Source organism: Bacillus sp. ms-22 (genome assembly GCF_009759805.1).
Lineage (GTDB): Bacteria > Bacillota > Bacilli > Bacillales > Bacillaceae > Bacillus > Bacillus xiamenensis.
The window spans coordinates 1,774,349-1,793,298 of record NZ_CP046653.1; the positions used below are offsets into that span (position 1 = coordinate 1,774,349).

Sequence of the window (18,950 nt, forward strand, 5' to 3'; positions counted from 1 at the left end):
GGTATACTAAGCTGTCATGAAAAGAACTTCAAAGAAGGGAAGTCACTGATGAAAAGGTATTGTTTCATATGTGCCAGCTGTTTCTTGTTCTTGATCTTATCGCCATTTGCCCATGCTGAGAAAACAACCGAATGGGTGGAACCAATAAAAGGGGAAGTCACCGATTTATTTGGGACAAGAGGCGGCGCGCATAAGGGATTAGACATTGCTGCGCCAGAAGGCGAATCAATTTTTGCTGCAAGCGAAGGGGTAGTCACTCGTTCCTATGTATCTGCTACTTATGGAGAAGTCGTGTTTATCCGCCATCCAAATGGATATGAAACCGTCTATGCCCATTTACACGAGCGCTTCGTTAAAAGCGGTGATCAGGTACAAGCAGGACAGCCAGTCGGCATCATTGGCAACACAGGCGCTTCTAGAGGCACTCATTTGCATTTTGAAGTACACAAGGGCAATTGGTCAGTGAGCAAAGAAGATGCAGTAGATCCGCTCACAGTCATTGCGAGGGATCGTTTTAAAGAGCCAGCTCTTCATGTAAACGGACATGAAAAACATACATATGTCATTCAACAAGGCGACACCCTGTGGTCCATTGCTCAGGCACATGAAATGACCGTTGATCAATTGAAAAAGATCAATGCGCTGACAACTCATCTCATTCGAACGGGTGACCGATTAATCGTTTCAACAAAATAAAACCTCATGCAAAAGCATGAGGTTTACGATCGTTTTTATAGGTCGATCAGACGTACAGAAAGAATATCACGCACTTCAGTTAATTTTTGGACAATTTTATCTTCAAGATGCTTATCAAAAGAAAGCATCATGATGGCTTCGCCGCCTTTTTCTTTACGTCCTACTTGCATAGTCGCAATGTTCACATCATGGTCGCCTAAAATCTTACCTACTTGACCAATCACACCAGGTGCGTCTGTATGCTGAATGTAGACTAGATGTCCATCAGGGTAAAAATCAATATTGAATCCATTAATAGAGACGACGCGTTCCCCTAAATGCGGAATATAGGTTGCTTTTAAAGTAAAGGTTGAAAGGTCACCTTTGACTTCAATTGAAATGCTATTCTCATAACCAGATTCGCTAGAAGAAATTTTCTCACTAAAGCTAATGCCGCGTTCTTTTGCTACCATCCCGGCGTTTACTTCATTGACCGTCGAGTCTACACGCTCTTTTAAAAAGCCAGACAAAAGACTTTTTGTAATAAACGATGTTTCGAGTTTTGAGATCGACCCTTCATAGGAAATGCTCACTTCTTTTACAGGCTCTCTCATGGATTGAGAGACAAGACGTCCAAGTTTTCCTGCAAATTGATGATACGGTTGAATTTTTTTGAACTCGTCTTTTGTCATCGCTGGCAGATTGATAGATGACATGACAGGCAGTCCTTTTGCAAATTGAAGCACTTCTTCAGATACTTGTGCCGCCACATTTAATTGCGCTTCTTTTGTAGATGCACCAAGGTGCGGAGTTGCAATGACGTTTGGATGATCCACAAGCGGATTATCAGTAGGTGGTTCTACTTCGAATACATCGAGTGCAGCCCCTGCGACATGGCCGCTTTCAAGTGCTTCAAGAAGGTCAGCTTCGTTAATAATACCACCGCGTGCACAGTTCACTAGACGAACGCCTTTTTTCGTTTTTGCAATCGTTTCTTTATTGAGCAGTCCTCTTGTTTCTTTTGTTAATGGTGTATGTACAGTAATAATATCTGATACTTCGAGCACTTCATCGAGTGATTTTGCATTGACACCAATTTTTTCTGCACGTTCTTTTGTAAGGAACGGGTCAAACACGTTTACAGTCATACCAAATGCTCTTGCTCGCTGAGCGATTTCGCTACCGATTCTGCCTAAACCAACAATCCCAAGTGACTTTCCATAAAGCTCAGCACCGACATATGCACCTCTGTTCCATTCTTTTGATTTAACAGAAATATTGGCTTGAGGAATATGGCGCATGAGAGATGAGATCATGGCGAACGTATGCTCTGCTGTTGAGATCGTATTTCCATTTGGTGCATTGATGACAATGACGCCGTGTTTTGTTGCTTCATCAATATCAATGTTGTCGACTCCCACACCGGCACGGCCCACAATTTTTAATGAAGTCATTTTTTCATAAAGTTCTTTTGTCACTTTAGTGGCACTTCTGACAAGTAAGGCATCAAACGTGTGTAATTCATCCTCGGCTTCTGTTACATTTTTTTGGACAATTTCAACAAAATCTGCTTCTAAAAGTGGTAAAAGACCATCATTGCTCATCTTATCTGAGACTAATACTCGAAACATCGTAAGATTTCCTCCTAAAATAAACGTCATAAATATCTGATAATTTACCATATTCCTTTTCACTGTGTCAATCAAATTAAAGCAGTAAAGCGAAAAAGAAAACACGAACATTTATTGGTGTCTTTATAAAGAATGAACACCTTTAAACAAAAGATAACCAATTTATACGCATTTGTCATTATAAATTTTACGTTTTTTACGATTTCTTAAAACTGATGAAATTGCTCAGGATTTTTATCTGTACAAATGCTCATATATCATATATAATGATGTCGAATTGAATAATGATCAATCTTCGGGGCAGGGTGTAATTCCCTACCGGCGGTGATGAGGCATTGTCTCTAAGCCCGCGAGCCTTTTTTGGCAGGATTCGGTGTGATTCCGAAGCCGACAGTATAGTCTGGATGGGAGAAGATGGAGGTTCATAAACGTTGAAAACATGTCTGTTTATACGTTTATTTGTGTAGCCTAAATTTCCCGCTCCTGTGTACGTATTCAGAGCGGTTTTTTTGTGGCTAAAATTGAACAATCCTCTTTTCGAAAGATTTGATCGAAAAGGAGAGAGAATGTTGAATCAAAGTAGAGTAAAACGATTAGTCGTAACAAGTATGCTTAGCAGTATTTCGTTTGTTTTAATTTTATTGGATTTCCCTTTTCCAGGGCTTCCAGCGTATTTAAAAATTGATTTTAGCGATATTCCGGCGATTATTGCGATTTTAATTTATGGGCCGGGTGCAGGGATTGCCGTTGAAGCTTTAAAAAATGTACTGCATTACCTCATCCAGGGCAGTATGTCCGGTGTTCCTGTTGGGCAAGTAGCCAACTTCATTGCAGGCACATTATTCATTTTGCCCGTCGCTTTTATGTTCAAAAAAATCAAATCAGCAAGAGGCATGGCATGGTCAATGATCATGGGAACACTTCTCATGACTGTCATGATGAGTATTTTAAATTATTTCTTATTCCTTCCCGCTTACACATGGTTTTTAAATGCACCTGAGCTTTCAGATCATGCGCTCAGAACGACCATTACAGCTGGGATCTTACCTTTTAACTTTATTAAAGGAATTATCATTACCATCGTATTTAGCTTCATTTTTGTGAAAATGCGTCCATGGTTTGAAAATAAACGACGACTTCAAAATAGTTAATATAAAAAAGCCCCTGTATAAGGGGCTTTTATACTATTCATGCTTAAGTGGGTCACCATCGAAAGATTCGTCCGCAACTTTAATTGAGTCAGTTGGGCATCCTTCGAATGCATCAAGCATATCTTCTTCAAGCACTTCTGGAACTTCTACAGTCCCCTGATTGTCATCCAGTGTAACAAATGCAATGCCTTCATCATCATAATCATAAATGTCTGGAGCAGCTGCACCGCATGCGCCGCAAGCAATACATGTGTCTTTGTCTACAATTGTATATTTTGCCATGTTAAAAAAATACCTCCCAGATTGTTCGATGGAACAAATGGTTTAACCTGTTTCGTTTCACCGATAAAAAAACAATTTCCTCAAACCTTATTGTAATGATTTTAAATTCACATTTCAACTGTAAAGTGATTGAGAATGCTTATCATATAAGGGTTTGTTCATAACTTTCCCCCATTAATTGAGTTTAAACATTTCTTCTTCTATGAAATCTGTTAAAATAAAGGGAGAAAATATTCGAATTTTGTCAGGAAGACAGGTGCTTTGATGAATGACGATTCATTACTTGGATGTCGTGTTGATGGACAGCGTACATAAATTGAACGGCGAACGCTCCATTAGTGCTGTCTACCATCTTTTTAAAGGGAAAAAATCATCACAAACGATACAGGATGCAAGTTTGTTTCAGCTTTCCAGCTACTTCGGCTGTTTTCCGGGTTTTACGCGGGATCAATTGAATCGCTCTGTGCAAAAGCTTCAAGAGAAACACTTCATCAGAAAAACAGGGGATACATTCATTGTCACAGATGCAGGAAAGTATATGCTAAGGCAGCATTTTTCTAAAAAACCGATGCCCCCTTATTTTCACGGTGCCAAGTATCATGATAAAGCAAAGATGCTATGGGTGAGGTTGTCTTTACTTGTTCAAGTTCTTTCCCATCATGCGGCGCAATCACATCAATATGTGCCGATTCAAAGGGATATATCGGTTCAAAGCTGGACGAAATCGTTTTTAAAACACTTCCGCCAGAAGAAAGAGCTTTCTGAAGGTCTGCATCATGAACTTGATACGCTCCTTGATCGTTTAAGTGATCAAGAGGCACTGCTCTTTGTCTATTCATTGACTTCACATGAAAGAATCGGGCGTACGTACCAGCAAATGGCTGAATGGCTGAAAGAAGATGTGTGGTATGTTTACCTGCTTTTTTGGAATGTGCTCCATTATTTTATTCAATCTGCACAAAAAGGTGAGGCGCCGATCATGCAGCGTATGATAGATGACCTTGAATTCAAACGTGTGCTAACCACCTCCACCCACAAAACACTTGAGCTTGTGCAAAAAGGGTTTAGTATTGATCAAATAGCCCACATTCGTTCTTTAAAAAAGGCAACGATTGAAGACCATATTGTGGAGCTGTCCATCCATGAGCCGAGTTTCTCAATAGAACCTTATGTCAGCAGCGAGGAGCAGCAGGCGATCCATGAGATAGCCTTCCAGCTTCAAACGAATAAACTGAAGCTGATCAAAGAAAACCTCGAGCATCCATTTACTTATTTTCAAATACGATTGGCACTGACAAGGATGGTGAAAGCAAATGGATAAGCTTCATCAGACACTCATGAGATACTTTGGTTATAGCGCGTTTAAAGTGGGGCAAGAGGATATTATTCAAAGTGTACTTCATCAAAAAGATACAGTTGCCATGCTCCCTACTGGCGGCGGTAAGTCACTTTGCTATCAAATTCCCGGCTATATGACAGAGGGGCTAGTTCTCATTATTTCGCCGCTTTTATCGCTTATGGAGGATCAAGTGGAGCGAATGAAAATGCGCGGTGAAAAGCGAGTGGCGGCGCTTAACAGTACACTATCTTTTCATGAAAGGCGACATATCATTCGGCATCTGCCATCATATAAATTTTTATTTGTCGCACCTGAGGCGCTCATGTCAGATGCGCTGTTGCAGCAGCTCAAATCGATGCATGTTGGTCTATTTGTCGTCGATGAAGCGCACTGCATATCAGAATGGGGACATGATTTTCGTCCTGAATACTCCAAGCTCGGAGAATGGAGAGAAGCGTTAGGTCATCCTATCGCCTTAGCACTGACGGCAACTGCGACAAAGCAGACCTTAAAGGATACTGTGCAAACTTTGCGGCTACAGCAGCCAGACTTTCATATTCACTCAGTGAACCGGCCTAACATTGCGCTAGTGAAGGAAGTGCATGAAACGAAAGAAACAAAAGAAAAACGAGCACTTGAGCTTGTGGAAACCATTCAAGGACCTGGCCTGATTTATTGCCCGACCCGGCAAATGACAGAGGATATCGCTCTTTTGGTTAAACAAAAAACGCATCAACGTGTAGAGTTTTATCATGGCGGAATGGAGGCAGGAGACCGCATGCTGATTCAGCAGCAATTTATCAGCGGTCAAATTGATCTGATTTGCTGTACAAGTGCCTTTGGCATGGGAATTGATAAAGCAGATATACGGTTTGTGATTCATATGAGCCCGCCGCAATCAATAGAAGCATTTATGCAGGAGATTGGAAGAGCGGGACGGGACGGAAAAAGTAGTGTGAGTGTTCTTTTATATACAGAAGAGGATGCCGATATTCAAAGTCATTTGATTCAAGCTGAAGGCTTTGACGATCCAGAAATTGATTTTTTCTTGGCTCAATTATCTCAGGTGCCTACAAATGATGAAAAAAAATTACGTGAACGATTGATGGAAGCGGGGCTACAGGAGACGCGTGCGAGGATGCTGACACATTATTACATGATGCACCAATCTGAACAGCCTCGAGTGCTTTTGGAGAATCTGAAAGAAAAGCTGCAGGATAGACAAACAGAAAAGCTCAAAAAAGTGTGGCAGTTTAAAGAACGAATCACTGATCATAGCTGCTTTAGACAATCTCTGTTATCATACTTTGACGAACAGCTTGATCAAGCGGAGGGGTCTTCCTCTGGCAACTGCTGCTCTTCTTGCGGACTTGACCTGTCGGATTATGAAAAAAAAGATCAACCATTGGAGCTGAATGAAATGAAACACTGGAAGACCGAGCTGGAGCGTATGTTTCATCTGATAAAAGAGGCGCAGCATTGATTGAACAACATCGCCGTATTATTGAAAAATTAACCGATCGACAAGTAGTAGAACAGCTGTATTTCACGCAGCTGCTCATGCTGATTGTCTCTTTTTTATTAGGCATTTTTATGTTTGATCATTGGACTGATTTTACGGCACTTTGGCAGATGCATGATATGCGGATACTCACTTATGGAATTGGCGGCGCCTTACTTGTCATAATTGTGGATGTCATTGTCATGAAGGTGTTTCCGGCTCATATGTATGATGATGGCGGATTAAATGAGAAAATGTTCAAAAACCGCAGCGTACTGCATATTGTTTGGTTAACACTGCTCATTGCCTTTTCAGAGGAAATTCTATTCCGAGGGATCGTTCAGCAGCAATTTGGACTTGAGATTGCCAGCATGGTGTTTGCGCTTCTCCACTTTCGCTACCTGTCAAAAATACTCTTGTTTATCCTTGTGGTTTCTATTAGTATTTTTTTAGGACTTTTATACGAGTGGACGGGGAATTTATTTGTTCCTGTCATGACACACTTTGTCATTGACTTAGTCTTTGCTTGTCAAATTCGTTTTAAATATTGGGGGAGGGATGAACATGGAAGAGATGTCGAGAATAAAGAGAAAAAAGCAGCAGCTGACAAACATCCATGATGATGTAGAGGAAATCCTTGAGGAAAAAGTGCATCCTTCAGATGACTCTCACTTTCCTACACGAGAAGATTTCCATGAATATAAAAAGCAGCGCACGAAAAAAGTACGTAATCCACTGTTTACGACACTTGCTATTATCTTTCCTATCATTGTCGTCACTGTGCTATTTCTTTTGATGTATTATGCGTCAAACGGAATCAATGATCACAACAATCAAGGTGTATATATCGATAAAACTTCAAGTGCTGACACAGACCCAGTGCCAACCGCACTTGCTGAAACAAAAAATGACTCGGGCGCTGATCAAGCGGCGTCTGACGATGAGAAGAAAAAGAAAGAGGCAGAAGAAGAAAAGCAGCGATCAAAAGAAAAAGCAGAGCAAAAGAAAAAAGAACAAGCTGCTAAAGAGAAGACAGAGCGCGAGAAGGCCGCAGCTGCAAAAAAACGTGAGCAGCAGCAGCTGGCTTTGCAAAAGCAGCAGGAAGAGAAAAAGCGAAAAGAAGCGGAAGAGAAAAAGAAGCAGGAAGAAAAGTCAGTTCGTGTTGTGCAGCATACTGTTGGTCCTAAAGAGAATTTGTACCGAATTTCCATGAAGTATTATAAGAACCGTTCGGGTGAAGAGAAGATTAGAGCTTATAATCATTTAAAAGGAAATAGTGTATACAGCGGACAAGTGCTGAATATTCCATTAGAAAATGAATGATCTGACATGAATCAATGAACAAGCACATACATATGTAGAAAAAAGGGACAGGGTGTATGTGATGACATTACACGCAATCAGCCGCTATATGGATCAGCCAACACAGAAAATGATTGAGACATTGATCAAAAGAAAGCACAAATACGAGGGCTTTGCCAAACAGTGCAAAAGGTGGCAGTGGACAGCCCTTTTATCTTTAGCGATTCTTCTGTTTTATTTTGTGATAACAGCGAATACTGGGGGTTCTCTAGAGCCAGAAGCGATGATTGCCACACTGCTCGGTCATGAGGTGTTTCTGTTTTGGATCATGGCTGAAGTGTTTGCGTTTTACGCATCATATTATTATAAGAAAAAAGAAGAAAAGGCTGAGGATGAATATCATAAGCTCAGATGTGAGATTATACAAAAAAGCACAGATTTATGGCCTCAATCAAACCAGTGGAAAGAGCGTGAAGCCGTTTTTCACTTCATGCAGAAGCAATATGACATCAATCTCTATTATGAAAGTAAATAAATGAGAAAAAGACGTTTAATAGTTGAAACGTCTTTTTTCATTCAAGCGTCTTATGAAAGAAAGATGATAAAAGGGAGTCATTCATAATGAAATATGCCATCGGATTTACTGCTGCCATAGCGGCTGTTACGACAGGTGTGTGTGTAACAGCGAAAATGATGAAAACGGCAAAACAAAACAACATCAAAAAGCATTACTTTACAATAGAAGCACTTCAATCAGATAGACCCGCAGTCATTTTCTTTATTTCTGATACGCATCGCCGCCTAATTAGTGAGACGTTATTGGCAGAAGTAGAGCAGGAGCAGCCAGATGTCATTATGATCGGTGGGGATTTAGCAGAAAAAGGTGTGCCTTATGCAAGGGTTGAAGAAAATGTGAAGCGGTTATCAAGAATGGCGCCGGTGTATTTTGTTTGGGGCAACAATGATCATGAGCTCCATCAGCAAAAGCTAAAAGAGATCCTTCATTCCTATCATGTCACGACATTGCAAAATGAAACGGCTGTGTGGAATTTTGAAGGCCAGCCCATTAAAATAGGCGGAATTGATGATATTCGGCTTGAAAAAGCAGATTATGAAGCGATTCGACCGGAGTTTGTTAAAGAAGATGTGAATATTCTCTTATCACACAATCCAGATGTGCATCACTTGATGAGTGAAGAAGAGGGCATTGATCTTGTGCTAAGCGGTCATACCCACGGGGGACAAATCCGTATCGGGAAATTTGGACCGTATGAAAAAGGGAGAACTGGCCAGGTCAAAGGCGCTTTCTTTCTGATTAGCAATGGCTATGGAACAACAAAAATTCCAATGCGACTTGGGGCAGAACCAGAAACGCATCTGATCTATTTAATGCCGCTAAAAACTCGCTAACTTGATGCTCCCTCAATATTTTCCATAAAAGTCACCTTAAGCATCGCTTCATGCTTGTCTTCCGTCTTGACACAGTGTAAACTGAATACAAAATTAAGAACCTATGACTCATCATCTCATATACTACAGTATGATGTGTGTTAGAAGAGGCAGGAGGGAACGTTATGCGACTGGAGCGTCTGAATTATAATAAAATCAAAATTTTTCTCACACTAGATGACCTGACAGACCGAGGTCTTACGAAAGAAGACCTTTGGAAAGATTCGTTCAAAGTTCATCAGCTATTTAAAGACATGATGAACGAAGCGAATCAGGAGCTCGGTTTTGAAGCGAATGGACCGATTGCAGTTGAAGTATTTTCTCTTCAGGCGCAGGGGATGGTCGTCATTGTGACAAAGAGTCAGCAGGAAGATGCTGATGATGAGTTTGATGAAGATTACATTGAGATGCAAGTCAAGCTCGACGAGAGTAAGCATGTGCTCTATCAATTTGCTTCGTTTGAAGATGTGATTCAACTGTCCCATAGTTTAAGTCGTATTGGACTTTTAGGGGGGACAGTTTACCATTATGAAGGTCAATATTTTCTCAGCCTAGATGATTTTGAAGAACTGTCTGCTGATACGGTCATTTCCATTTTAGCGGAGTTCGGATCTCCTACGACATTAACCATTCACCGGCTAAAAGAGTATGGAAAAGTGATCATGCAGGAGGATGCAGTGAAAACGATTCAAATGTATTTTTAATCACTCTTTTCTATTATATTTAATACTGTTGTGTTGAAACAACAGTATTTTTTTATATCCTTTTTTATATTTATAAACGCTGATATTTTATTTTGATAAAAAACGCTTTTTACCTTTGCTTTACCAGTACGAAGGTGTATACTATTGCTTGAAAGGGAGCAGTAGATCATGAAAGATTTCTAGGGGGTTTATTTTAATGGCAGCCGATCAAAACGCCGCTCATAACGCAGAAGATAAGCTAGATGTTTTAAAGTCAACTCAAACCGTCATACATAAAGCGCTTGACAAATTGGGCTATCCGCAAGAAGTGTATGAATTACTGAAAGAGCCAATTCGTCTATTAACGGTCAAAATCCCAGTACGTATGGATGATGGATCGGTGAAGATTTTCACTGGTTATCGCGCGCAGCACAATGATGCTGTCGGTCCGACAAAAGGCGGAATTCGATTCCACCCAAACGTTACTGAAAAAGAAGTAAAAGCGCTTTCGATTTGGATGAGTTTAAAATGTGGTATTGTGGATCTTCCTTATGGCGGAGGAAAAGGCGGTATTATCTGTGATCCAAGAGAAATGTCATTCAGAGAGCTTGAAAAACTAAGCCGCGGCTATGTTCGCGCAATTAGTCAAATCGTTGGGCCAACAAAAGATGTTCCAGCGCCAGATGTATTTACAAACTCTCAAATCATGGCATGGATGATGGATGAATATTCTAGAATTGATGAATTTAACTCGCCAGGATTTATTACAGGAAAACCAATTGTTCTTGGAGGCTCGCATGGACGTGACACTGCAACTGCAAAAGGTGTGACGATCTGCATCAAAGAAGCGGCGAAGAAAAAAGGGATTGACATCAATGGGGCTCGTGTTGTCGTACAGGGATTCGGAAATGCGGGAAGTTACTTGGCTAAATTCATGTATGATGCCGGAGCGAAAATCGTAGGAATTTCAGATGCTTACGGCGGTTTGTATGATGAAGATGGTCTAGATATTGACTACTTGCTTGACCGACGTGACAGCTTTGGAACCGTCACTAAATTATTTAACGATACAATTACAAACCAAGAGCTGCTTGAGCTGGATTGCGATATCTTAGTACCAGCAGCCATTGAAAACCAAATTACAGAAGATAATGCGGCAAACATTAAAGCTAAAATTGTCGTAGAAGCAGCAAATGGACCGACAACACTGGAAGGAACAAAAATTCTTTCAGATCGCGGTGTACTGCTTGTCCCAGACGTACTTGCAAGTGCGGGTGGAGTAACTGTTTCATACTTCGAATGGGTGCAGAATAACCAAGGGTTCTACTGGACTGAAGAAGAAGTCGAAACTCGTTTAGAAGATATGATGGTGAAATCATTTAATAATATTTATGAAATGGCGCAGAACCGCCGCATTGATATGCGTCTTGCCGCATACATGGTCGGCGTACGTAAAATGGCTGAAGCTTCTCGATTCAGAGGCTGGATTTAAGCGGCTTATTTGCATCACGCCTAAAAATCTCCTATCCTTAAATAGGAGATTTTTTTATGTAATGGCACAAAGAATCAAACAGCCCAGCAATTGTTATTGCAGTGAAACGACAGGAGTGGAACAAATGAAACAAGAAAAAGCGATCATAATAGGAGGCGGCCCGTGCGGTTTATCAGCTGCCATCGCATTCAAGCAAATCGGCATTGATGCACTTGTGATTGAAAAGGGGAATGTGGTCAACAGTATTTATCATTATCCCACACACCAAACCTTCTTTAGTACAAGTGAAAAGCTTGAGATCGGTGATGTCGCTTTTATTACTGAAAACCGAAAGCCTGTTCGCATTCAGGCGCTTTCCTATTACCGAGAGGTGGTCAGACGAAAAAACCTGCGTGTGAATGCCTTTGAAAAAGTAAACGCTGTGACGAAAAAAGACGGCCGTTTTACCGTGAGTACATCAAAAGACGACTATACATGTGACTATGTCGTGATTGCTACTGGGTATTATGATCACCCAAACTATATGAATGTCAAAGGGGAAGACCTTCCTCATGTGTATCATTATTTTAAAGAAGGGCACCCGTACTTTGATAAAGATGTGACGGTCATCGGCGGGAAGAACTCTAGCGTCGATGCCGCCCTAGAACTTGTGAAATGCGGAAGCAGGGTCACGGTTTTGTATAGAGGGACTGAATATTCCTCCAGCATCAAACCTTGGATTTTACCGGAGTTTGAAGCACTTGTCAGAAATGGAACCATTCGAATGGAGTTCGGTGCGGAGGTCAAGGAAATCACAGAAGAAGATGTTGTCTTTACAAATCAACATGGTCAAATAGAGCGTGTGAAAAGTGATTTTGTATTTGCGATGACAGGCTATCATCCCGATCATTCATTCTTAGAAAAAATGGGTGTCACGATTGATCAAGAATCAGGCCGCCCAGCATTTAATGAACAAACCATGGAAACAAATGTAGAAGGTATTTTCATTGCAGGGGTCATTGCAGCAGGAAATAATGCCAACGAAATTTTCATTGAAAATGGAAGATTTCATGGCGGGCTGATTGCAGAAGAAATCAACAAAAGAATCAACGGGTAAAAAAAGAACTGGATCCTTTTAAGGGATTCAGTTCTTTTTAGGTAAAATGGGATTATATAGAAAAATATTTTGTGGAAAATGGGCTCGAGTCATATAAAAAAGCGGAAAATCATGGTACGATAATAAAGGATAATGTAGGGAAAGAGGTCTGATTATGATCGCAATCATCTCAGCAGGTTTAGCTCCCGGCATCGCACTTTTAAGTTATTTCTATTTGAAAGATCAATACGACAATGAGCCGGTTCACATGGTCATCAGATCTTTTATGCTAGGTGTCATACTTGTGTTTCCAACCATGTTTATTCAGTATGTCCTCCAAGAGGAACATATTGCCACGAATCCTATCTTGATTTCATTTGTGACGTCGGGTTTTTTAGAGGAATCATTAAAATGGTTTATTTTAATGGTCAGCGTTTATGCACATGTGCAGTTTGATGAACACTATGACGGGATTGTCTATGGAACAAGTGTCTCACTTGGATTTGCGACACTTGAAAATATTCTATACTTAGTCGTTCATGGGGTAGAATTTGCGTTTACACGGGCCTTGTTGCCTGTATCAAGTCACGCTTTATTCGGTGTTGTGATGGGGTTTTATATAGGTAAAGCTCGTTTCTCTGAAAAAAAAGAGCAGCGCAAATGGCTGATCCTTTCTTTAATACTTCCTGTCCTTTTTCATGGCTTATATGACTTCATTCTTCTTGGCATGAAAAATTGGGGATATATTATGCTGCCTTTCATGATTTTTTTATGGTGGTTTGGTCTACGGAAAGCCAAAAAAGCCCGTGCAGTGAAGATGGTACAAATGTAAATCGAAAAACGTCCTATATGTCATTAGGGCGTTTTTTTTGTTTTTTCATCCAATTCAATCCTGTGATGAATGTATAAAAATAGGGATCGGAAGAAACATATATTCAAACATCAAAAGTACAGGAGGATCAAATATGGACAAAGCTCGTTTCATGAAACAAATCGTCCTTATCTTTTCAATCGTTCTTCTCGCATCTTCACTGATGACAGCTGAAAAAAGTGGGGCTTTCACTAATCAAGTGATTCAGCGGGGAGCTACAGGAGAAGATGTAGTCGAGCTGCAGGCAAGGCTTCAATACAATGGCTTTTACAACGGCAAAATTGATGGTGTATATGGCTGGGGCACGTACTGGGCCGTTCGCAACTTCCAAAGCCAGTTTGGTGTAAAAAAAGTTGATGGACTCGTAGGGGAACAAACAAAAAGCCTATTAGTTCAAAAGACGAAATACTATAAAGAGTTTGTACAGCAGCAGCTGCAAAAAGGGAATCAGTTTACGCACTATGGAGGGAAACCCCTTGATCAGCAAACAAAGGCTCCTGCGCAAAGAAACACGCAAAAAAAGACAGCACAAGGAGCAAAAGGGAATCAAACAAGTCAAAGCGGAGGCAGCAGCTCATCTGGGAAGTCTGGAAATGGGCAGGCAAATCAAGCGCCGAAACAAACCGCAGCCAACATGCCAGGTGGTTTTTCCAGCAATGACATTCAGCTTCTTTCACAAGCTGTTTATAGTGAAGCAAGAGGTGAACCATATGAAGGGCAGGTGGCTATTGCTGCCGTCATCTTAAATCGTTTGAACCACCCAACCTTTCCAAATACAATCGCTGGTGTCATTTTTGAACCGCTTGCGTTTACAGCTGTGGCAGATGGACAGTTTTATATGACGCCAAATGAAACCGCTAAAAAGGCCGTGTTTGATGCCATTAATGGCTGGGACCCATCTGAAAGCGCCGTCTATTACTTTAATCCTGATACAGCAACAAGCCCATGGATTTGGGGAAGACCACAAATTAAACGGATCGGGAAACATATTTTCTGTGAATAAAAAGAGGTGTAAATAAATGATCAGAGGAATATTGATTGCTATTTTAGGAATTGCTGTCATCTCAACAGGCTACTGGGGCTATAAAGAGCATCAAGAAAAAGACGCAGTGCTGCTTCACGCAGAGAACAACTATCAAAGAGCATTCCACGATTTAACGTATCAAGTTGATCAGCTGCACGACAAACTTGGGGCGACACTTGCGATGAACAGCCAAACATCTATTTCTCCAGCACTTGCAGATGTATGGAGAATGTCATCAGAAGCGCATAACAATGTCAGTCAGCTTCCGCTCACATTGATGCCTTTTAACAAAACTGAAGAATTTCTAGCGAATGTCGGAGACTTTAGCTACAAATCGTCTGTTAAATCTTTATCAGATGAACCACTAAACAAAGATACGCATAAAAGCATTACAGCTTTATATGATCAAGCGGCAGATATTCAAAACGAGCTTAGACAGGTGCAACATCTCGTACTTAATAAAAATCTAAAATGGATGGATGTTGAAATGGCGCTGGCTGACGGCGATCGAAAGAACGACAACACCATCATTGACGGATTAAAAACCGTTGAGAGAAATGCAGATGCGTTTGCAGATGTTGATCTCGGTCCTACAAATGTGTCAACTGAATCAGAAACGCAAGGCTACAACCACTTAAAAGGTCAAAAGATTTCAAAAAAAGAAGCGATTCGCATCGCCCAGCAATTTACACCGGATCATAACCAAGATTTTAAGGTGAGAAAAAGCGGGAGTAAAACGAATCGTGATGTATACAGCCTGTCGATGTCAGACCCAGACAGCCAGGCAAACTTTTATTTGGACTTGACTGAAAAAGGAGGTCATCCAGTCTATCTTCTTCAAAATCGAGAAGTGAAAAAACAAAAAATCAGTTTAAATGATGCCTCAGAAAAGGCTCTAAGTTTCTTAAAAAAGCATGATTTTGATACCGAATCATTTCATTTAGATGAAAGTGCGCAATTCGATAATATCGGTGTATTTACCTACGTACCTCTACAAAAAAATGTACTACTTTATCCAGATAGTATTCGGATGAAAGTCGCTTTAGATGATGGAGAGATCGTTGGGTTCTCAGCGAAAGATTATTTAGTCAATCATAAAAAACGGGACATAAAAGCCCCTAAAATCTCTCGAAAAGAAGCTGAAAAGACGCTGAACAAACACGTGAAGATCGAGGATACGCATCTAGCCATCGTTCAAAATGATATGTCAGAGGAAGTTCTCTGCTATGAGTTCCTAGGAACCATTAAAAACGACACGTACCGGATGTTCATCAATGCAGATACTGGAAAAGAAGAAAGAGTAGATAAACTGAAAAATGCGGAACCTATATATAAAGACCTATAAAAAAGGAAACGAGGAAAAGGCTAATAAGTCTTTTCCTTTTGTTTTATACATGGTTTAATATAGGAGAGGATGCGATTTCACAGATGAAAAGAGTGATGAGGAATGTTACAAATAGGGGATGGAATCACAATTGAGTATGTCAATGAGAACAAAGAAGTAAAAACAGCAAAATCGAAGGTTTTGGAAAATAATAACGATCATATTTTCATTAATTATCCAGCTGATAAAGAGACGGGGCGCACAATTTACTTAAACCAGCAAACAGAAATCACTGTCTTCTTTTTCGATGAAAATCAAATTCCGTACAAATGTACAAGCGAAGTTATCGGAAAAAGAAAAGAAGATATTCCAATGATTGTTATTTCGATTCCACCAAAAGAAGAAATGGTTCGGCTGCAGAGAAGAGAATACCTTCGAGTGGATACGATGCTGAAAGCTACGATCACCCAAAATGATGTAGAAACCTTTGACACATTTATCGTGAATATAAGTGCAGGCGGTGTAGCAATTGCTGTTCCAGAAGGTGTCGCACTACAAGAAAACGGTGAAGTAGTCACAGAGTTTGAACTTCCGCTTAAAGAGCCAGTGAAAATTAAAGCGGTTGCAGAAATGAAGCGTGTATATGAAGATGAACAAACTGGCAAAACAAGAGCGATCATCGAGTTTACTGAATTGACGAATGATCACCAGCAGTACATCATGAAGTATTGCTTCCAGCAGCAGCTGTTAACTCGTCTGAAAAAAGTATAAGAATAAAGGTTGTCAAAAGCTTCCATACTAGAGTGGAGAGAATCTAGCGTGGAGGCTTTTTGTATGAAAACTTTAGAAAGATGGTTATTCAAAGCGGTGCTCATTCAGCTTGTTCTGCTATTAGCCGTTCAGATCACCCTTCACTTGACGAAAGGAGAATTATTTTTGTCAAAAGTCGTGCAATACGAGGGTGTGAATAACATGAGCATTGAAGATTGGATTGAGACGTTTAAGCAAAAGGATTGATAGAAAAATTCCCCCGTTTGAGCGGTGATCGTGTTACAATTCATAAGGGAGATTCAATCAAGGAGAGGTATTATGAAAAAGAAATTATCTATCGCAATTGACGGTCCTGCAGCAGCAGGAAAAAGCACTGTGGCAAAAATTGTCGCAGCGAAAAAATCATATATTTATATCGATACAGGTGCGATGTACCGCGCGATTACACTTGCGGCACTCAATCAAGGCGTAGACCTTGAGGATGAACAGGCGCTTGATGCGTTACTGAAAAAGACAGTGATTGAACTTGTGTCAACGGACGAAGGTCAACAAGTACATTTAGACAAGATCGATGTCACAGAAGACATCCGAACTGACCGCGTGAGCAACCAAGTATCTGTTGTCGCAAAACATAGAGCTGTCCGAGAGGAAATGGTCCGCAGACAGCAAGAGCTTGGCAAACGAGGCGGTGTCGTCATGGACGGAAGAGACATTGGCACACACGTTCTTCCAGATGCCGAAGTGAAAATTTTCTTGCTTGCTTCAGTAGAGGAGAGAGCAAAACGCCGTTTCGAAGAAAATCAGAAAAAAGGCTATGACGTCAATTACGACCAGCTGATTGAAGAAATTGCAAGACGTGACAAACTTGATTCTGAGCGGGAGGTATCACCGCTGAAGAAGGCTGATGACGCCATTGAAATTGACACAACTTCCCTTTCCATTCAAGAGGTAGCATGTAAAATTTTAGATGCAGCAGCGCGTGTAGAAAAACAGTAAGAAATTTTAGAAAACTTTTATAAGTTAGAGGTTTATCTCTTGACAAACAAGGTCTTTTATTAGAAGTTTATACTAATACTATTTTTATTGATCATTCAAGCAATTATGTTGATTTGAATGTTTCTATAATACATATTCGGCTGGCAATCATCATGCTAAGGACACATATTCGCTCAGTCGTTTTAACTAAGCTGTGTAGGTTTGGACCAAGGAGGTTATCGAAATGACAGATGAAATGAATCAAATCGATGTTCAGGTACCAGAGGTTGGAGATGTAGTGAAAGGGATTGTTTCTAAAGTTGAGGACAAGCATGTTAATGTGGATATCGTCAATGTGAAACAACCTGGGATCATCCCAATCAGTGAATTATCAAGTCTTCACGTTGAAAAAGCATCAGATGTCGTGAAAGATGGCGACGAGTTAGAGCTTAAAGTAACAAAGGTCGAAGACGATGCTTTGATTTTATCGAAACGTGCTGTTGATGCAGACCGCGCTTGGGAAGACCTAGAGAAAAAGTTTGAAACAAAAGAAGTATTTGAAGCTGAAGTAAAAGACGTTGTGAAAGGTGGTCTAGTTGTCGACATTGGTGTACGCGGATTTATTCCTGCATCTCTTGTTGAAGCACACTATGTCGAAGACTTCACAGACTACAAAGGAAAAACACTCTCACTTGTCGTGGTAGAACTTGACCGCGAAAAAAATCGTGTGATTCTTTCGCATCGTGCAGTGGTTGAGCAAGAGCAACTAGATAAGAAGCAAGACTTCCTGCAAAAGCTTGAAGTAGGCAGTGTGATTGATGGAAAAGTACAGCGCCTGACTGACTTTGGTGCATTTGTTGACATTGGCGGCATTGATGGATTAGTTCACATTTCTCAACTATCCCATGCGCATGTTGAAAAGCCATCTGACGTTGTTGAAGAAGGCCAGGAAGTGAAAGTAAAAGTACTTGCTGTTGACCGCGATAACGAACGTATCTCACTATCTATTAAAGAAACATTACCAGGACCTTGGAGCCAAATTGGCGAAAAAGTACAACAAGGTGATGTGCTTGAAGGAACCGTTCAACGTCTTGTGAGCTTTGGTGCATTTGTTGAAATTCTGCCAGGTGTAGAAGGACTTGTGCATATTTCCCAAATCTCACATAAACATATTGGTACTCCTCAAGAAGTCCTTGAAGAAGGGCAGACGGTGAAAGTGAAAGTGCTTGATGTAAATGAAGATGAAGAGCGCATTTCACTAAGCATTCGTGAGCTAGAAGAAAATCCTGAAAAACAAATCGAAGAGGATTATCGTCAATATCAGGCGAAAGAAGAAAGCACAAGCGGATTCCAGCTTGGTGACCTGATCGGTGATAAACTCAATAAACTAAAATAATTTGGTGAT

Annotated in this window: 20 protein-coding genes and 1 riboswitch; of the genes, 18 read left to right on the forward strand and 2 right to left on the reverse strand. The window is 40.6% G+C overall.

The window, feature by feature from the left end:
* Positions 1–48 precede the first annotated feature (48 nt).
* Positions 49–696, forward strand: a complete 648-nt coding sequence (locus GPA07_RS09325) for a M23 family metallopeptidase (protein ID WP_157292430.1) — start codon at positions 49–51, stop codon at positions 694–696.
* Between the two features lie 35 nt (positions 697–731).
* Here GPA07_RS09325 and serA read toward each other — a convergent pair whose 3' ends face one another.
* On the reverse strand, positions 732–2,306 hold the full coding sequence (gene serA, locus GPA07_RS09330) for a phosphoglycerate dehydrogenase (protein ID WP_157292431.1): 1,575 nt from the start codon (positions 2,304–2,306) through the stop codon (positions 732–734).
* Between the two features lie 287 nt (positions 2,307–2,593).
* A riboswitch (FMN riboswitch) is annotated at positions 2,594–2,726 on the forward strand.
* Positions 2,727–2,872: 146 nt separating this feature from the next.
* Between serA and GPA07_RS09335 the strand changes: the two genes are divergently transcribed.
* The gene (locus GPA07_RS09335; RefSeq protein ID WP_034739409.1) at positions 2,873–3,457 is read left to right on the forward strand and encodes a riboflavin transporter FmnP; all 585 of its coding nucleotides are present in this window, start codon (positions 2,873–2,875) and stop codon (positions 3,455–3,457) included.
* Positions 3,458–3,490: 33 nt separating this feature from the next.
* Here GPA07_RS09335 and GPA07_RS09340 read toward each other — a convergent pair whose 3' ends face one another.
* The gene (locus tag GPA07_RS09340; RefSeq protein ID WP_008361239.1) at positions 3,491–3,739 is read right to left on the reverse strand and encodes a ferredoxin; all 249 of its coding nucleotides are present in this window, start codon (positions 3,737–3,739) and stop codon (positions 3,491–3,493) included.
* A 268-nt stretch (positions 3,740–4,007) separates the two neighbouring features.
* On the opposite strand from GPA07_RS09340, the gene GPA07_RS09345 reads away from it, so the two are divergent.
* The 16 genes from GPA07_RS09345 to rpsA all read left to right on the forward strand — a co-directional run bounded on the left by GPA07_RS09345 (position 4,008) and on the right by rpsA (position 18,941).
* Positions 4,008–5,060 carry a YpbB family protein gene (locus GPA07_RS09345; protein ID WP_008361241.1) on the forward strand — a complete coding sequence of 351 codons (1,053 nt, stop codon included), beginning with the start codon at positions 4,008–4,010 and terminating at the stop codon, positions 5,058–5,060.
* Entirely contained in the window at positions 5,053–6,561 is a 1,509-nt protein-coding gene (locus GPA07_RS09350; RefSeq protein ID WP_157292433.1) for a RecQ family ATP-dependent DNA helicase, read from the forward strand. The genes GPA07_RS09345 and GPA07_RS09350 overlap by 8 nt, the downstream gene beginning before the upstream one ends.
* Positions 6,558–7,199, forward strand: coding sequence for a CPBP family intramembrane glutamic endopeptidase (locus tag GPA07_RS09355; RefSeq protein WP_071168999.1), 642 nt, complete (start codon positions 6,558–6,560; stop codon positions 7,197–7,199). Before GPA07_RS09350 ends, GPA07_RS09355 begins: the two co-directional genes overlap by 4 nt.
* Positions 7,144–7,902, forward strand: coding sequence for a LysM peptidoglycan-binding domain-containing protein (locus GPA07_RS09360; RefSeq protein WP_157292435.1), 759 nt, complete (start codon positions 7,144–7,146; stop codon positions 7,900–7,902). The genes GPA07_RS09355 and GPA07_RS09360 overlap by 56 nt, the downstream gene beginning before the upstream one ends.
* Before the next feature lie 61 nt (positions 7,903–7,963).
* Positions 7,964–8,416 (forward strand): DUF2663 family protein, encoded by a 453-nt coding sequence (locus GPA07_RS09365; RefSeq protein WP_008361245.1) that lies wholly within the window; start codon positions 7,964–7,966, stop codon positions 8,414–8,416.
* Positions 8,417–8,502: 86 nt separating this feature from the next.
* Positions 8,503–9,291, forward strand: coding sequence for a metallophosphoesterase (locus GPA07_RS09370; protein WP_008361246.1), 789 nt, complete (start codon positions 8,503–8,505; stop codon positions 9,289–9,291).
* A 164-nt stretch (positions 9,292–9,455) separates the two neighbouring features.
* Positions 9,456–10,034, forward strand: coding sequence for a genetic competence negative regulator (locus tag GPA07_RS09375; RefSeq protein ID WP_008361247.1), 579 nt, complete (start codon positions 9,456–9,458; stop codon positions 10,032–10,034).
* A 196-nt stretch (positions 10,035–10,230) separates the two neighbouring features.
* Positions 10,231–11,505 carry a Glu/Leu/Phe/Val family dehydrogenase gene (locus GPA07_RS09380; RefSeq protein WP_007500982.1) on the forward strand — a complete coding sequence of 425 codons (1,275 nt, stop codon included), beginning with the start codon at positions 10,231–10,233 and terminating at the stop codon, positions 11,503–11,505.
* 124 nt (positions 11,506–11,629) lie between these two features.
* A complete protein-coding gene (locus tag GPA07_RS09385) occupies positions 11,630–12,601 on the forward strand; it encodes a YpdA family putative bacillithiol disulfide reductase (protein WP_008361248.1) in 972 nt (323 codons plus the stop codon).
* A 154-nt stretch (positions 12,602–12,755) separates the two neighbouring features.
* Positions 12,756–13,412, forward strand: coding sequence for a glutamic-type intramembrane protease PrsW (gene prsW, locus GPA07_RS09390; RefSeq protein ID WP_008361249.1), 657 nt, complete (start codon positions 12,756–12,758; stop codon positions 13,410–13,412).
* A gap of 133 nt (positions 13,413–13,545) precedes the next feature.
* Positions 13,546–14,454, forward strand: coding sequence for a spore cortex-lytic enzyme (gene sleB / locus GPA07_RS09395; RefSeq protein ID WP_008361250.1), 909 nt, complete (start codon positions 13,546–13,548; stop codon positions 14,452–14,454).
* Between the two features lie 16 nt (positions 14,455–14,470).
* Entirely contained in the window at positions 14,471–15,820 is a 1,350-nt protein-coding gene (ypeB, locus tag GPA07_RS09400) for a germination protein YpeB (protein WP_157292436.1), read from the forward strand.
* Positions 15,821–15,922: 102 nt separating this feature from the next.
* Positions 15,923–16,570 carry a flagellar brake protein gene (locus GPA07_RS09405; RefSeq protein WP_008361252.1) on the forward strand — a complete coding sequence of 216 codons (648 nt, stop codon included), beginning with the start codon at positions 15,923–15,925 and terminating at the stop codon, positions 16,568–16,570.
* 63 nt (positions 16,571–16,633) lie between these two features.
* The gene (locus GPA07_RS09410) at positions 16,634–16,816 is read left to right on the forward strand and encodes a DUF5359 family protein (RefSeq protein WP_008361253.1); all 183 of its coding nucleotides are present in this window, start codon (positions 16,634–16,636) and stop codon (positions 16,814–16,816) included.
* Between the two features lie 72 nt (positions 16,817–16,888).
* A complete protein-coding gene (cmk, locus tag GPA07_RS09415) occupies positions 16,889–17,566 on the forward strand; it encodes a (d)CMP kinase (protein ID WP_157292438.1) in 678 nt (225 codons plus the stop codon).
* 223 nt (positions 17,567–17,789) lie between these two features.
* A complete protein-coding gene (rpsA, locus tag GPA07_RS09420; RefSeq protein WP_008361255.1) occupies positions 17,790–18,941 on the forward strand; it encodes a 30S ribosomal protein S1 in 1,152 nt (383 codons plus the stop codon).
* Positions 18,942–18,950: the final 9 nt, after the last annotated feature.